Below are 14,947 nucleotides of genomic sequence, written 5' to 3' on the forward strand. Positions count from 1 at the left end.
GCCGGGCGGCACGAACGACCGGTCGACAAAGCCATTAACAGGCATTGTCGCGGTCGGCCCGCCACCGCGACAGGGTGATCCGCCACGGCCCGCTGTGGACTGCGCCACGTTGCGCGCCCTCCGGTTTTCCGCCGTACCACACGCACCCCAAAACTGGTGCGTTTTCCGGACATTGACCGGCGAAATACCGGACAAGCCGAGCGCGGTGCAACGATCGGCCAGCCTACCGCGCGCGGTACGACAACCGGATCACAGGGCGCGCTCGGGCAGGAGCCCGGTGAGCAGGAACGCGACGCTCCGCTCCTTCTCCGTCCAGGCCCTGGTGTCCAGCTCGACGGACTGCAGAAGGGCGCACTCGACCTGGTAGCCGTGCTCCGTCAGGTCCCTGCCGACGAGTTCGGCGGCGTCGCGTGTCGCGGCGTGCGTGACGATCCGCTGGGGGCGCCGGTCGGCGACGGCGGAGACCACCGCGGCGCCGCCGCCCCCGACACGTACGACGTCCGGTTCGGGCAGGTTCTCCAGGATGTGGGGCGCGGTGCCGTGGGTGATCTGGAGCTGGACGCCGAAGCGGCGGGCGGTGGCCATGGTGCGGGCGCAGGCGTTCGGGTCGCGGTCGACGGCGATGACGGCGGCGCCGCAGCGCGCGGCCTCCGTGGCGAAGGCGCCGCTGCCGGAGCCGATGTCCCACACGAGGTCGCCGACGCGCGGTCCCAGACGGGCGAGTTGGGCGGCCCGCAGCACCTCGGTCTCGCCCTCGCCGAGGTCGCCGCCGTACACCTCGTCGGGCAGGGCCCAGCCGCGCGGTCCGGTTCCCGGGTCGCGTCCGGCGATCCAGCCGCCGCCCTCGGAGGAGGTGACGGGCCCGCCCATGACGATGACGATGTTCGGGTCGCGCCAGGTGTGGTCGGCGACCTTGTCGGAGGTCAGGATCGTGACGCGTTCGCGCGCGGTGCCCAGTTCCTCGCAGATGACGAAGGTGCGGTGGACTCCTTCGAGGAGCAGACCCAGCTCGGCGGGGCCGGCTCCGGGCGAGGTGAAGACGGCGACCTTGGTGTGGGCGCGGCACACATTCACCGCGCGTCGCAGGGTGCGCCTGTGTGCGACGACCACCTGTGCGTCGTCCCAGGGCATACCCGCGCGGGCGAAGGCGGCGGCCACGGACGACACCGCCGGGACGACTTCGACCTCCAGGCCGAACTCGGGGGCGCGCAGGGTGCGTACGACTCCGAAGAAGCCCGGGTCTCCGTCGGCGAGGACGACGGCCGTGCCCCGGTGGGCGGCGATGCGGCGGGCGGCGAGGGCGACGCTGCCGAGCCGGATGCGCTCGGCGCCCGCAGGCACCTCGGGGAGGCCCAGATGATGGCCCGCGCCCGCCACGAGCGTGGCGGCGCCGAGAGCCGAGCGCGCCGCGTCGGTCAGCGGCGAGCCGTCCCAGCCGATCACCGTGACCCGGTCGGCCATCGTCGTCAGTCTCCTGGAGTCTTCGCAGGTCTCGGATGGGCATGCGGCCGCCAGGCAGGCATGCGGAGCCCCGTGAGCGTACCTCGTGACCTCCGGGAACGGGGGCCCGGGTCCGCGGCCGTCCTCCGCGCGGTGGCCGTCCGGCTACGGCGTCGGTTCCGGCGCGACCGTGACGTCAGCTCCAGTCGGAGTACGAGCTGAAGCCGCCGGTGTCGGCGAGCTGCTCGGCGATGCCCTCGATGTCCTCTGGAAGCAGGCCCCACACGATGAAGTCGGTGCGCAGGGCGACCCAGCTCCCGTCCTCGGTACGGGTGCGCGCTATACAGGCGTTGCGCAGGACGCCCTCGCTGATGCAGCCGATCTTCTGCGCGACCTGCTGCGAGGCCGTGTTGTCCGCGGCGGTGCGCAGCTCCAGTCGCTCGAACTTCTGGTCGCCGAAGAGCCATTGGGCCGTGGCGAGGGCCGCCTCGGACGCGTATCCCTCGCCGCGCGCCCAGGGGGCGACGATGTACGACAGCTCCGTGGAGCGGACATGCCAATTCGTCTTGCCCAACTGGACGATGCCGACCAGGCGTTGGGTGAGGAACTCGGTGACGGCGAGGTCGAGCCCGCGGCCGGAGGTGCGCACGCCGGGCGCGTACCGGTTGATCCAGGAGCGGGCGGTGTCCTCGGTGAAGGGCTGCGGAACGGCGGTCCAGGCCACGACCTGCTCGTCGTTCATCATCTCCGTGAGGGCCGGAACGTCGTCGTCCTCAAGAGGGCGCAGCACCAACCGCTCCGTGCTCAGGGAGATGTCGGGGAAGGTGTTAGTCATGCGCCGCTCCATAACCATCAGGGACCGTCGGGCCTGCTGAACTGCCCAGCATGCAGCATGAAAGCACCGAACTGCACCACGGGGCCGCGCCGTTGTCGACGAATCGACCCCATGAGTGCGAGCGAGACGGCGTCAGCCGGAGGTGACCGGCAGGACCGACCCCCGGTACTTGTCCTCGATGAACTTCGTCACCTCAGGAGAGGTCAGGAGTTTCGCGAGCTTCTCGACCCGGGGGTCGTCCTCGTTGCCCTTCTTGACTGCGAGGAGGTTCGCGTACGGGTTGTTCTTCACGGACTCCAGGAGGACGGCGTCCCGATTGGGGAATGAGCGCCCCGTGCCCCACGCGTAGTTGGCGTGGGGCACGGGGCGTCAGCCGCCTGCCTCACAGAGTTGGGCAGGACGTAGTCCGTCAACTTCTCGACCGAGGACGACGCAGCACGCGGGCCCGTCGCCCTCATCGATTCGCGCTTCCGGCTGCCCCCTACGACAGGACGGCCACGGATCGCATTCACCGCGGGGCCCCTTCGGGCCGCACAGTGCGGGACCGTTGACAGGGCCCCACGACGTGAACCTCTCCAGGAGGCCACGCCGACATCAGACCGGTCAGCGCCAACTACAACCGTGTCCCCGGGGTGCCCGGTTCGTGCCTTCAAAGGGCTCGCGACTGATGCGGTAACCATACCGGCACACTGCGTTACACACTCGGAAGTCGCGAACTCCTTGATCTCCAGATGGAGGCCCGCCTTCTCGGCAGGGTGGCCCTCGCCCTATGCCAAGACCTCGCCCGCCGGGACGGCGGTGGCGCCGACGACGAGGGCGCCGTCGGAACCGCCACCGCCCGAGCCGGACCCGGAGCCGCAGGCGGTGAGCCCGAGTCCCAGGGCAAGTGCGGCCGCGGCGGCGGGGATTGTCGGCTTACGCATCTGTGGTCGTCCTCGATCCTTGGAGGGTGGCTCAGAACGACGCGACGACGGAGCCGGCGTACTTGTCCTCGATGAACTTCTTGACCTCGGGAGAGGTCAGGAGCTTGGCGAGCTTCTTGACGCGCGGGTCGTCCTCGTTGCCCTTCTTGACAGCGAGGAAGTTGCCGTACGGGTTGTTGTCCGCGGACTCCAGGACGAGGGCGTCCTTCGAGGGCTTAAGGTCGGACTCGATGGCGTAGTTGCCGTTGATCACCGCGGCGTCGACGTCGTCCAGGGAGCGCGGGGTCTGGGCCGCCTCCAGCTCCTTGAACTTGAGGTTCTTCGGGTTCTTCGCGATGTCCTTGGGGGTCGCGTCGTTGCCCGCGCCGTCCTTGAGCGTGATGATCCCGTTGGCGTCCAGGAGCTTGAGCGCCCGCGCCTCGTTGACCGTGTCGTTCGGGACGGCGACCGTCGCACCGCTCTTCAGCTCGTCGGCCTTCTTGATCTTGCTGGAGTAGAGACCGAGCGGCTCCAGGTGGACCGTGACGACGGGCACGATGTCGGTGCCGTTCTTCTTGTTGAAGTCGTCGAGGTACGGCTGGTTCTGGAAGTAGTTGGCACCGACGGAGCCGTCCTGGGTCGCCGTGTTCGGCAACACGTAGTCGGTGAACTCCTTGACCTGGAGGTCGAGGCCCGCGTCCTTCGCCAGGTTGTCCTTCACATAGGTGAGGATCTCGGCGTGCGGGACCGGGCTCGCGGCGACGACCAGCGGGCCGCTCGTGTCGGCGGCGCCCGAGTCCTGCGAACCGCAGGCGGTGAGACCCAGGGTGAGGGCTCCGGCTGCGAGGACGGCGGTGGTGAACTTGGCAGTGTTACGCACGAAAAGTGCCTTTCCTGAGGGTGTGACGGCCCCGCGGAGGGTGTGCGGGGAGAACAAAGGGGGTGAGGGCCAAGGGGTGTTGGGACCGGCGGGGGTGAAGTGAGGAGTGGGAGCCCGTAGGTGTCAGACGGTCTTGCCGGTCGCGGTGGCGGCCTTCAGGAACCTGAGCCTCGGGGCGGACCCGGACTGGCCGCCGCGGCGGTGCAGCCCGCGGGCGGCGAAGTCTCCGGCGAACTGGATGAGGGAGATGACCACGGCGAGGATGCCGACGGTGATCCACATCAGTTCGGTCTCGAAGCGCTGGTAGCCGTAGCGGATGGCGATGTCACCGAGGCCGCCCGCGCCGACCGTGCCGGCCATCGCCGAGTAGCCGATGAGCGCGACGATCGTCGTGGTGGTGCTGGAGATCAGCGACGGCAGCGACTCGGGGACGAGCACCTTGCGGACGACGGTCCAGGTGTTGCCGCCCATCGACTGCACCGCCTCGACGAGTCCGCCGTCCACTTCGCGGACCGCCGTCTCGACGAGGCGCGCGAAGAAGGGGATCGCGCCGATCGCGAGCGGCACGATGGCGGCCTCACGGCCGATGGTCGTGCCGGTGATCGAGCGGGTGAAGCCCATCAGCGCGACCATGAGGATGATGAACGGCATCGAGCGGGCGATGTTCACGACCTGCCCGATGACCTTGTTCAGCACGGTGTTCTGCAGCAGGCCGCCCCGGTCCGTGAGGACCAGCAGGATGCCCAGCGGCAGACCGCCGACGACGGCGATGACCGTCGACCAGCCGACCATGTAGAGGGTGTCCCAACAGGCCTGCTCCAGCAGCGGCTGCCTCGTCGAAAGTTCAGCCCAGGTCACTTGGCACCTTCCTTCACCAGTACGGGCGCCTGCACCGCTTTTTCGACGACGTCGATCTGCAGGCCCTGCTCGCGCAGGAAGCCGATCGGCACGACGTTCTCCTCGTAACGGCCGGGCAGTTCGATGCGCATCCGGCCGACCTGCTTGCCGCCGACGGTGTCCATCGCGGCGCCCAGGATCGAGATGTCGATGTTGTAGGTGCGCGAGAGCTGCGAGATGACCGGCCGGGTCGCCGCGTCGCCCTGGAAGGTGACGTCGATGACCGTGCGGTCGTCTGCGGAGGCGTCGCCGCTCACCGGGAAGAGCGCGGCGGCCAGCTCGGAGCCGGGGGTGGCCAGCAGCTCGCTGACGGTGCCGGACTCGACGATCCTGCCGTTCTCCATGAGGGCGGCCGAGTCGCAGACGCTCTTGACGACGTCCATCTCGTGCGTGATGAGCAGGACGGTCAGGCCCAGCTGCCGGTTCAGGTCGCGCAGCAGCTGGAGGATGGAGCGGGTGGTCTCGGGGTCCAGCGCGCTGGTCGCCTCGTCGGAGAGGAGCACCTTCGGGTCGCCGGCCAGGGCGCGGGCGATGCCGACGCGCTGCTTCTGGCCGCCGGAGAGCTGGGCCGGGTACGACTTGGCCTTGTCGGAGAGGCCGACGAGGTCCAGCAGTCCCAGCGCCTTGCGGGAACGTTCCTTCCCTGACGTGCCAAGGATTTCCAGCGGCAGCTCGACGTTGTCCTGGACCGTCCGCGAGGACAGCAGGTTGAAGTGCTGGAAGACCATGCCGATGTGGCTGCGCGCCTTCCGCAGCTCCCGGCCCGCGCGCGGGCCGCGGCCGGCGAGGGCCGTGAGGTCCTGTCCGGCGACGGTCACGGTGCCGGCGGTGGGGCGCTCCAGGAGGTTGACGCAGCGGATGAGGGAGGACTTGCCGGCGCCGGACTGTCCGATGACGCCGTACACCTCGCCTTCGCGGACGTGCAGATCGACGCCGTCCAGGGCGGTGACCTCACGTCCGCGCGAGCGGTAGACCTTCTTCAGGCCTGTTGTCGTAATCACTGGGGTTTCCGTCACTGTCGAGTGCAGGGCGTGGGTGTGCGCCGGGCACGGGTGCATTCGGTCGGAACGCGCGGCACGGTCGTTCTCGCGGTGGCGATGAAAGCCGGGCTTCGGCAGAACTGCGTGCGCTGGGCAGGCTCAGTCGCGTACGAAAGGGTCGTACGGGCAGACCTGAGCGGTCTCGCTTCGGGGCGCGAGGCTCTGGGTGGTGCGGGGGCCCTCTAGAAGGCGCACATTCGACACATACAGCGAGCACCGGGCGTCATGGTCGCCTCGGTCGCAAGGATGCGGCTGCTCGTCGTGGTCATGAGAAAAGTAAAGCAGACGTATGCGCGGGACCGGGAACCGCTGTCCGCATCGCGGACAGCGGTGGACACCTCTCAGCCGCCGACGGAGATCTCCACTCCCCCGTCCGTGACCAGCGCCGACACGGCCGAGAGGTCAGCGACGACGATGTCCGCGTGCAGCTCGGTGGCCTGGTGTGTTGTGGTCAATGCCACGGTGGTCATCCCGGCGGAGCGGCCGGCCCGCAGACCCGCGGGCGCGTCCTCGAAGACGACGCAGCGGGCCGGGTCCACGCCGAGCCGGCGGGCGGCGAGCAGGAACGGCTCGGGGTCGGGCTTGCCGCGCGTGATGTCGTCGGCGGCGATCAGGGTCTTGGGCCGGATACCGGCCTCTTCGAGGCGGGCCTCGGCCAGCCGCCGGGTGGCGGACGTGACGACGGCCCAGCGGTCGGCGGGCATGGAGTCGAGGAGCGCCCTGGTCCCCGGAAGCAGATGGACACCGCCTTCGACGTCCTCGACCTCAAGCTGCTCGATGCGTACGACGGCCTCGGGCACCCGGTCGGCGGGCAGCAGGTCGGCGGCTATCTCGGCGGCGGGGCGGCCGTGCAGCTCGACCCGGGCGAACTCCTCGGCGGTGATCCCGTACTCCTCGGCCCAGCGGGTCCAGCAGCGGTACACCGACTCCAGAGACGAGACGAGCGTTCCGTCGTTGTCGAACAGCAGGGCATCGGCTTGGATCTTCATGCACTCGACCCTACGGGGCACCCCGGGGGCGATCGCAGCGGGCCTTTTGGCCCGTAATAGGGTCACGGCATGCTTGATGCCCTGACGGTCGCGACCGCCGTCGCCGCGCTCGCGCTCGCCGCCTGGTGCGGCTGGGCCGCCTACCGCGACCAGCCGACCAAGGACTGGCACTTCATCGGTATGGCCGTGGTGACGCTGCTCGCCCTCGTCCAGCTGGTGGTGGGCATCGTCCAGCTGGCCCGCGGCGAGAAGCCGGAGCAGGGCACGACGATCTTCGTGTCGTATCTGCTCGGCTCCTTGGCGTGCATCCCGGCGGCGGGGTTCATGTCGCTGGCGGAGCGCACCCGCTGGGGTTCGATCACGGTCGCGGCCGGCGGCGTGGTCCTCGCCGTGCTTCAGGTGCGGCTCTACGACATCTGGGGAGGCTGAGATGGCGGCGCCCGAGAAGCAGCAGCCTGGGCGGACGCGGCTCATCGGCGGTCCGGGCATCCTGCTGGTCTGGCTGTACGGAGTGATGGTCGTCGGCGCCGTGTCGCGCTCCGCCCTGCAGATCGCGACGGAGTTCGACAAGGCGCCGCTCGCCTACTCACTGTCCGCGGTGGCCGGACTGGTCTACGGCTTCATCACGTACTCGCTCGTCCGCGGCGGCGAGACGGCCCGTAAGGCGGCGCTGGTGTGCTGCGCCGCCGAACTCGCGGGCGTCCTGACCGTGGGCACCTGGACCCTGGCCGACCCCTCGGCCTTCCCCGACGCCACGGTCTGGTCGGACTACGGCATGGGGTACCTGTTCATCCCGGTCCTGCTACCGGTGACGGCGCTGTTCTGGCTGCGCCGCAGCAGGGCAGCCACTGCATAGACATACGGCGGGGCCTGACGCGCCCCTTCAGGGGCGCGGGGCACTGCGCGACCAGCCCCAACGCCCCCGCGGACGAAAACAGACCTACGCGCTGGCCACGAAAACACTGGCCGACGACCCTTTCGCAAGGGTCACCAGGCTCAGCCGCTCGTCCACCCGCTCCGTGGACACGGGCTCGTACCCGTGCTTCCGGTACAACCGCAGATTGTGCTCGCTGCGGTGCCCCGAGAAGAGCTGGAAACTCTTGGCCCCGCCGTCCGCGGACAGCCGGGACTCGATCGCGTCGAGCAACCGCCCGCCCAGCCCGTGCCGCTGCATCCGGGGATGGACGATCAACTTGTTGATGCGGGCCGTGCCATCCGCATCCACAGCCGCACGCACCGAGGCCACCACCTCGTCGCCCAGCCGGGCCACCAGGACCGTGCCGCCCGCGAGCTCCGCCTTGAGGGAGTCGAGCGGCTGGGTGAGGGGCTCGATGCTGTAGTCGCCGTACAGCTCGGCCTCGCTCTGGTAGCAGAGGAACTGCAGTTTGAGGATCTGTTCGGCGTCCTTTTCGGTCGCCGCCGAGATGGTCACGCTCATGCCCATGTGTGCATGCCTCCCGCTCACCTGTTCCGCCGGTTGTCCCTCACTCCTATCCCCGTGGTTCGTGCGCCGCAACCTCCGACGTAAGCATTCGGCGCAGACAACCCAGGCATCTGGAACGTTCCGGACCGAGACTGCCCTGTGAGATACCCAACTCCCCCGCGATCTCCCGGTATGTGAGGTCCTGCGGGGACAGCAACGCGGCCATGAGCCGCGGACAGCGGCCCGGCAGCTTGCGCACGGCGGAGTGCAGGGCCCGGCGCCGGGCGGCGGTGAGCGCGAGCTGTTCCGGGCCGGGCCCGCTGTCGTCGGCGGGTTCGGAGGCGTACGGCAGCTCGATGCTCGCGGTGTGCCGGGTGCGGCGGGCCTCGGTGCGGACGGCGCCGCGCAGCCAGCCGGCCGGGTCGGCGGGCGGGCCGTCCGTGCCGAGGCGCTCCAGGAGGCGCACCCAGACGGCCTGTTCCAGGTCGCCGGACTCCGCCCCCGAGGCATATGCCTCCGCGGAGGCCTCGGCGGCGAGCAGTGGACGCAGCGTGTCGAGCATGTCGTGGGTCATATGCGGCACGACGCGGCCGCCCCGGCACGAGGTTGCCGGGGCGGCCGTCTGTCACCCCAACCGGGGCCGGTGGCTCAGCTGTTGACGAGCGCTGTACCCAACGGGACTCAGCGCTTCAGGAAGTCCTCGCGGGCGAGGACACCGGTGTCGGGGTTGTCGGTGAAGACCCCGTCGATGCCGGTCGCGAAGTAGGTCCTGAAGGCGCCGAACGGGTCTCCGTAGCCGTCCGCGTCGGTGCCCTTGCGGAAGTTCGTGGGCAGGAAGGGGTTCTCGTTGCGCATCGTGTACGGGTGCAGGATCAGGCCCTCGGCGTGCGCGTCCCGGACCAGGGTGGTCGGGGTCGTGAGGTTGCCGCTCGCGTCCTTCAGGATGATCAGGTCCAGGGTCGGGCCGATGCCCTGCGCGTAGGAGGCGATCTGCTTCAGGCCCGCGGGCTTGACCAGGTCGGCGACCGTACGCGGGTCGCCCGTCTCCACGAAGTCCCAGGGGCGGGTGTTGGCGGCGGACAGGAGCACGACCAGGGGGTTGCCGACCAGCTTGTTCAGGCGCTGGACGCTGGTCGGTTCGAAGGACTGGAGGATGACGGGCGAGTTCTTCTTGTCCAGGCCGTGCCTGCGCAGCACCTTGGCGACCCGCTCCTCCAGACCGAGGCCCAGCCTGCGGAAGTAGGTGGGGTGCTTGAGCTCGGGGTAGATCCAGACCTGCTTGCCGCGCTTGCGGCTCTGCTCCTCGCGCCAGCGCAGCACCTCCTCGAAAGTGGGGATCTCCCAGCGGCCGTCGTAGAGGGTGTTGTGCGGGCGGTTGGCCGGGATGCGCTCCTTGGCGCGCAGCGTCTTCAGCTCGGCGAGCGTGAAGTCCTCGGTGAACCAGCCGGTGGTGGACACCCCGTCGAGGAGCTTGGTGGTCTTGCGGCTCGCGAACTCGGGATGCGCGGAGACGTCCGTCGTACCGCCGATCTCCGGCTCGTGACGGCAGACGAGGTGGCCGTCCTTGGTGGGGACCAGGTCGCCCGCCTCGATGACGTGCGCGCCCATGTCGAGGGCCAGCTGGTACGAGCCGAGCGTGTGCTCCGGCCGGTAGCCGCTGGCCCCGCGGTGCCCGATGATCGTCGGCTTCGGCAGGCTCCTGTAGCCTCCGCCGCCGTGCTTCTCGTCGGCTCTCGCCGTGGCCGGCACCCCGAGGACCGCTCCGCCGGCGCCGAGGACCGCGGCCCCGAGCAGCGCGCGCCGTCCCGGGCGGGTCCCGTTCAGTCCCTCGTTCGACTCCTGCGTCCCCATGTGCGCTCCTCCGCATACTGCGCTGCACCTGTCAAAGCGGGACGATCGTAGGTGCGCGGGGGTGACGGAGGGGAGACCTTGGACGGAACACGCGGGTGACGCTGGATGTCGTGTGGGGTGCGTGAGTTGGCCGGGTCGGTGGAAACGTCCTGGACTGACGTGTCCTCAAACGCCGGACCGGCCGGGTGGGTGGAGGTGACCGGGGTGGGTACCCGGCTTCCCAGAAGGCCTAACAGGTGCGGACTTCGTCACACCGTGTCGTACGGATGACAGCCGTGCGACAGGGCGCCACCGCAGGTAAACAAGGGTCAACAACGCGTATCCAGTCGGTGAACCCGATGTGCAAGACCCGGGGGGCCGCGAGTATCGTCCTCACCTGCACAGACTTATACCGATCCCTTGACACCGGAGGGCACGTTGTCCCGCTTCGCGCTCATCAAGGCAGTGCTCGGACCGATCATGCGCCTGATGTTCCGCCCACGGGTGGAGGGCGCGGAGCGCATCCCGGGCTCGGGCCCGGTCATCCTGGCCGGCAACCACCTCACGTTCATCGACTCGATGATCATGCCGCTCTTCTGCGACCGGCAGGTCTTCTTCATCGGCAAGGACGAGTACGTCACCGGGAAGGGCATCAAGGGCCGGCTGATGGCCTGGTTCTTCACGGGCTGCGGCATGATCCCGGTCGACCGTGACGGCGGCCGTGGCGGTGTCGCGGCGCTGATGACCGGCCGGCGCGTGCTGGAGGAGGGCAAGGTCTTCAGCATCTACCCGGAGGGCACCCGCTCCCCCGACGGCCGGCTCTACCGCGGCCGCACCGGCATCGCCCGGCTGGCCATGATGACCGGCGCCCCCGTCGTGCCGTTCGCCATCATCGGCACGGACAAGATCCAGCCCGGCGGTGCGGGGTTTCCGCGGCCCGGCCGCGTCACTGTCCGGTTCGGTGAGGCGATGGAGTTCTCCCGGTACGAGGGTATGGACCGGGACCGGTATGTACTGCGGGCCGTGACCGACTCGGTGATGACTGAGGTCATGCGGTTGTCGGGGCAGGAGTACGTGGACATGTACGCCACGAAGGCCAAGGAAGCGGCTTAGCTCCGCTGGTTGTTGGGGGCTCCGGGGTGGGGGCCTGAGTGGTGGTGCCGTGCGGGTTCGTCGTGGCTTGTCGCGCAGTTCCCCGCGCCCCTGCAGGGCGCTGGGCCCGCCGCGTTCCTGAAGGGGCGCCCAAGCATCAGACAGGCTGTTCGTCCGGTGGGGCCGCGTTCGTGTGGTCCGCTCCCGGGGACGGGAACCAGAGGACGAAGGTCGAGCCCTCGCCGACTCTTGAGAAGAGGCGGATCTGGCCGCCGTGGGACTCGACTATCTGGCGGACGATCGCGAGGCCCAGGCCCGCGTGACGGTCGCGGCCACCGCCGTTGCCCTTCGCGCGCCAGAAGCGGTCGAAGACCCGGGTCTGGTCGTCGTCGAGGATGCCGGGGCCCTCGTCCCGGACCGACGCCCAGAGCCAGCCGTCCACCCGGCCCGCGGCGACCGTGATGCCGGTGCCCGGCGGCGAGAGTCGTACGGCGTTGGAGAGCAGGTTGCCGACCGCCCTGCGCAGCGCGTCGTGGTCGCCGATGACCGTCAGGCCCGTGGTGAGACGCCGGTGCAGTACGAGCCCGCGTTCGGCGGCGAGCGGCGCGAACTCCTCGCAGGCCTCACCCGCGGCCGCCGCCAGGTCGACGTCCGCGTCGGCGAGCGCGGGTGCCGTACGGCGGGCGGTGGCCAGCAGGTCCTCGACCAGGCGGGTCATACGGGTCGTCGCGCGGTCCACGCTTCGGACGGCCGCCCCGCGCTCGGCCTCCTCGGACTCCTCCGCCGTCAGGACCGCGTCCAGGTTGGCCCGGATGATCGCGAGCGGGCTGCGCAGTTCGTGGGAGGCGTCGTCGATGAGCTGGCGCTGGGCACGGAAGGCCTCGTCGAGACGGTCGAGCATGGAGTCGACGGTGTCGGCGAGGTCGCGGAGCTCGTCCTTGGGCCCGTCGAGGCGGATGCGCTGCGAGAGGTCGGTGGCCTGGATCTCGGCGGCCGTACGGGAGATGGCGCGTACGGGACGCAGGGCGCGGCCGGAGAGGACCCAGCCGATGGCGAGGCTGGTGACGGCGAGTCCGCCGAGCAGGGCGAAGGAGAAGCGGCGGAGGTTGGCGAGGGTCTCGTAGTTGACGGCGGCCTCGACCTCCTGGACCTTCACCACCGGGATCTCGCCGACGTACTCGTCGTTCACGTACTTCGACGCCGAGAACTGCTTGCTGACCGGGTGCGCCTCGCCGCTGCGCTCGACCGCGAGGTACGTCCCGCCGAGGACGAGTGCGGTGAGGACGAAGAGGAGGCCGGAGTAGAGGACGGTGAGACGGAAGCGGATGGTGTGGGTGAACGCCGGGAGGCGGAGCCTCGCCCTGACGATCCGCAGCGTGCCGATCATCGTGTCCTGCCAGTCATCGAGTCCTGCCGGTCATCGTGTCTCCTTGAGGCGGTACCCCTGTCTGATCACCGTCTCGATGAGCGGTTCCTCTTCTCCGGTGATCTTCCGGCGGAGCGAACCGACCGTGACCCGCACGGTGTTGGTGAACGGGTCGGTGTGTTCGTCCCAGACGTGTTCGAGGAGTTCCTCGGCCGGTACGACGCGTCCCGGGCGGGTCATCAGGTAGTGCAGGACGCCGAACTCCTTGGGTGTGAGCTGGAGCGGGCGGGCGCCCCTGAAGGCCTCGAACCGGGCGGTGTCCAGGCGGAGTTCGCCGACCTCGACGACCGCGGTTCCGCCGTCCTCGCGGCGGAGCAACGCTCGTATGCGGGCCAGGAGTTCGGGCAGCGCGAACGGCTTCACCAGGTAGTCGTCGGCGCCCTCGTCGAGACCCCGGACCCGGTCGGCGAGACGGTCGCGGGCGGTGAGCATCAGGATGCGGGGACCGCCGGGCGTGGCCCGTACGGCACGGCAGACCGAGAAGCCGTCGCCGTCGGGCAGGTTGAGGTCCAGCAGCATCAGGTCGTAGTCGTTGACGGCCAGCTTCTCCGTGGCCGTGTCGACGTCGGGCGCGGTGTCCACCGCGTAACCGGCCCGCACCAGCCCGACCTTGAGCGCGACGACGAGGTCTTCCTCGTCCTCGACGACCAGTAGTCTCATCTGCCTCACCCGCCTTCCAACGCCGAGCCGAGTCGCGCCTCTTCAAGGGGCGCGGGGCGTGACATTTCGCGGCTCCTCCCCCACTTTCGGCTTCGCTCGAGCGGGGGCCCCATCGTGGGCGCGATCGGCCACAACGAACCCGTGGCTTCGATCGGGCACGGGCCGGCCCGCGGACCGCTCATCCATCGATGATCGCCCGCGCGGCGGCCCGCGCGTCCGCCACCGGAATCGCGAACCCGATCCCGATCGAACCGCCGCGCTGCTGGTCCAACGTCGCGATGGCCGTGTTGATGCCGATCACCCGACCGTCCGCATCGACGAGCGGCCCGCCGGAGTTCCCCGGATTGATCGACGCGTCGGTCTGCAGGGCCCGCCGCCGTTCACCGCCCTCACCGAGCCGCACGGACCGGTCGAGCGCACTGACGATGCCCGAGGTGACGGTGCCGCTGAGGCCGAGCGGGGACCCGATGGCGAGCACGGTGTCGCCCACGCCGGGCCTGGTCAGGGCCCCGGCGGCCAGTTCGGCGGCGCGCAGCCCACGGGCGGTCTCCGGTTCCAGGACGGCCACGTCGTTGGCGGGGTCGTCGCCGAGCACGTCCGCACGGAGCCGGCGCCCGTCCTGGAGCTCGATCGACACCTCCGAACTCCCCGCCACCACATGCGCGTTGGTGAGGATCCGGCCGCGCTCGTCGAACACGAACCCGGAGCCCTGTCCCTCCGCCGTCTCTATCGACACGACACTCGGCAGCACGCGCGCGGCGACCGCTTCGAGCCCCGTGACGTCCTGCCCGGCCGCCGACGCGGCGGGCTCCTCGTCACTGACGGTCCCGGCCGCGTACCCCGCGGCCCCGCCCGCGAGGACGGCGGCGAGGACCGCGGCCAGGAGGGGGCTGACCTTGCGAGGAGACCGGGGAGGCGGGGCCGGAGGGGGCTGCGGGGTCGGGGTCGCGTACGGGCTCGGGCTCGGGTACGGCGTCTCCGGCGGCGCGGCCGGTCCGAATCCCGAGGGGGGCCGGCCGGGCAGGAAGGAGGGCCCACGCGGCTCGCCGAGGCCCGGGTAGGGGGTGTGTGGCTGCCCGCTGCGGTACGGGTCGCCGGGCTCCACCTCGGCCCAATGGCCTTCCGCCCTGGGGCCGTTGGGGCCCAGGGGGCCTGGCGGGCGCGGTGGCCCGGTGGGGCGTGACGGGCCCAGCGGGCGGGTCGGACTGGGGTGCGCCGGAGGCCCCGCGCGGCCGGGGAGGCCCGCACCGCCCGGCAGGCCAGGCCGGTCCGGAAGACCCAGCCGGTCCGGGAGAGCCAGGTCGTCCGGGAGAGCCGGGTCGTCCGGGAGAGCCGGGTGGTCCGGGATGCCCGTGCCGCGCGGCGGGCCCGGGTGACTCGGTGGGTCCGGGTGACGTGGTGGGCCCGGGTGGGTCGGTGGGCCCGGGTGGCCCTGGAATCGGTCGTACGACACGGTCGTTCCTCCTTGGTCGCGGAACCCTGACCCCGAGGGGCCGAGGCGCGGAACCCGGTGGTGCCGGAAGCCGGAGAGAG

At 70.4% G+C, this 14,947-nt stretch carries 17 protein-coding genes; 3 read left to right on the forward strand and 14 right to left on the reverse strand.

What is annotated here, in order from left to right; genetic code table 11:
• Nucleotides 1–249 precede the first annotated feature (249 nt).
• The 8 genes from cbiE to ACH4YP_RS24335 form a co-directional block, all read right to left on the reverse strand.
• A complete protein-coding gene (gene cbiE, locus ACH4YP_RS24300; protein ID WP_361067513.1) occupies nt 250–1,461 on the reverse strand; it encodes a precorrin-6y C5,15-methyltransferase (decarboxylating) subunit CbiE in 1,212 nt (403 codons plus the stop codon).
• Nucleotides 1,462–1,636: 175 nt separating this feature from the next.
• On the reverse strand, nt 1,637–2,275 hold the full coding sequence (locus tag ACH4YP_RS24305; RefSeq protein ID WP_398492422.1) for a GNAT family N-acetyltransferase: 639 nt from the start codon (nt 2,273–2,275) through the stop codon (nt 1,637–1,639).
• Between the two features lie 132 nt (nt 2,276–2,407).
• On the reverse strand, nt 2,408–2,638 hold the full coding sequence (locus ACH4YP_RS24310; protein WP_398492424.1) for a MetQ/NlpA family ABC transporter substrate-binding protein: 231 nt from the start codon (nt 2,636–2,638) through the stop codon (nt 2,408–2,410).
• 404 nt (nt 2,639–3,042) lie between these two features.
• Nucleotides 3,043–3,198 carry a hypothetical protein gene (locus ACH4YP_RS24315; RefSeq protein ID WP_398492425.1) on the reverse strand — a complete coding sequence of 52 codons (156 nt, stop codon included), beginning with the start codon at nt 3,196–3,198 and terminating at the stop codon, nt 3,043–3,045.
• Between the two features lie 31 nt (nt 3,199–3,229).
• Nucleotides 3,230–4,057, reverse strand: coding sequence for a MetQ/NlpA family ABC transporter substrate-binding protein (locus ACH4YP_RS24320; RefSeq protein ID WP_398492427.1), 828 nt, complete (start codon nt 4,055–4,057; stop codon nt 3,230–3,232).
• A gap of 123 nt (nt 4,058–4,180) precedes the next feature.
• Nucleotides 4,181–4,849: a methionine ABC transporter permease gene (locus ACH4YP_RS24325; RefSeq protein WP_398492608.1), complete on the reverse strand. Its 669-nt coding sequence runs from the start codon at nt 4,847–4,849 to the stop codon at nt 4,181–4,183.
• A gap of 62 nt (nt 4,850–4,911) precedes the next feature.
• On the reverse strand, nt 4,912–5,955 hold the full coding sequence (locus ACH4YP_RS24330; protein ID WP_361063889.1) for an ATP-binding cassette domain-containing protein: 1,044 nt from the start codon (nt 5,953–5,955) through the stop codon (nt 4,912–4,914).
• A 380-nt stretch (nt 5,956–6,335) separates the two neighbouring features.
• Nucleotides 6,336–6,983 carry an HAD family hydrolase gene (locus ACH4YP_RS24335; RefSeq protein WP_398492429.1) on the reverse strand — a complete coding sequence of 216 codons (648 nt, stop codon included), beginning with the start codon at nt 6,981–6,983 and terminating at the stop codon, nt 6,336–6,338.
• 69 nt (nt 6,984–7,052) lie between these two features.
• Between ACH4YP_RS24335 and ACH4YP_RS24340 the strand changes: the two genes are divergently transcribed.
• The gene (locus ACH4YP_RS24340) at nt 7,053–7,412 is read left to right on the forward strand and encodes a hypothetical protein (RefSeq protein WP_398492430.1); all 360 of its coding nucleotides are present in this window, start codon (nt 7,053–7,055) and stop codon (nt 7,410–7,412) included.
• Between the two features lies 1 nt (nt 7,413).
• Entirely contained in the window at nt 7,414–7,839 is a 426-nt protein-coding gene (locus ACH4YP_RS24345; protein ID WP_361063882.1) for a hypothetical protein, read from the forward strand.
• Nucleotides 7,840–7,923: 84 nt separating this feature from the next.
• On the opposite strand, the gene ACH4YP_RS24350 is transcribed toward ACH4YP_RS24345, so the two are convergent.
• From ACH4YP_RS24350 to ACH4YP_RS24360, 3 genes are all read right to left on the reverse strand, one after another.
• Nucleotides 7,924–8,427, reverse strand: coding sequence for a GNAT family N-acetyltransferase (locus ACH4YP_RS24350; RefSeq protein ID WP_361063879.1), 504 nt, complete (start codon nt 8,425–8,427; stop codon nt 7,924–7,926).
• A 46-nt stretch (nt 8,428–8,473) separates the two neighbouring features.
• The gene (locus ACH4YP_RS24355) at nt 8,474–8,980 is read right to left on the reverse strand and encodes a sigma-70 family RNA polymerase sigma factor (protein WP_361063876.1); all 507 of its coding nucleotides are present in this window, start codon (nt 8,978–8,980) and stop codon (nt 8,474–8,476) included.
• Between the two features lie 107 nt (nt 8,981–9,087).
• Nucleotides 9,088–10,257 (reverse strand): glycerophosphodiester phosphodiesterase, encoded by a 1,170-nt coding sequence (locus ACH4YP_RS24360; RefSeq protein WP_361063873.1) that lies wholly within the window; start codon nt 10,255–10,257, stop codon nt 9,088–9,090.
• A 417-nt stretch (nt 10,258–10,674) separates the two neighbouring features.
• Here ACH4YP_RS24360 and ACH4YP_RS24365 point away from each other — a divergent pair, with 417 nt between their 5' ends.
• Complete coding sequence (locus ACH4YP_RS24365; protein WP_361063906.1) at nt 10,675–11,349, forward strand: lysophospholipid acyltransferase family protein; 675 nt, start codon at nt 10,675–10,677, stop codon at nt 11,347–11,349.
• A 136-nt stretch (nt 11,350–11,485) separates the two neighbouring features.
• Here the strand turns inward: ACH4YP_RS24365 and ACH4YP_RS24370 are convergent, their stop codons facing one another.
• The 3 genes from ACH4YP_RS24370 to ACH4YP_RS24380 form a co-directional block, all read right to left on the reverse strand.
• On the reverse strand, nt 11,486–12,715 hold the full coding sequence (locus ACH4YP_RS24370) for a HAMP domain-containing sensor histidine kinase (RefSeq protein WP_361063870.1): 1,230 nt from the start codon (nt 12,713–12,715) through the stop codon (nt 11,486–11,488).
• A gap of 30 nt (nt 12,716–12,745) precedes the next feature.
• On the reverse strand, nt 12,746–13,414 hold the full coding sequence (locus tag ACH4YP_RS24375) for a response regulator transcription factor (protein ID WP_361063867.1): 669 nt from the start codon (nt 13,412–13,414) through the stop codon (nt 12,746–12,748).
• A 178-nt stretch (nt 13,415–13,592) separates the two neighbouring features.
• On the reverse strand, nt 13,593–14,867 hold the full coding sequence (locus tag ACH4YP_RS24380; protein WP_398492432.1) for a S1C family serine protease: 1,275 nt from the start codon (nt 14,865–14,867) through the stop codon (nt 13,593–13,595).
• Nucleotides 14,868–14,947: the final 80 nt, after the last annotated feature.

This window comes from Streptomyces sp. NPDC020747 (genome assembly GCF_044334695.1).
Taxonomy (GTDB): Bacteria; Actinomycetota; Actinomycetes; order Streptomycetales; family Streptomycetaceae; genus Streptomyces.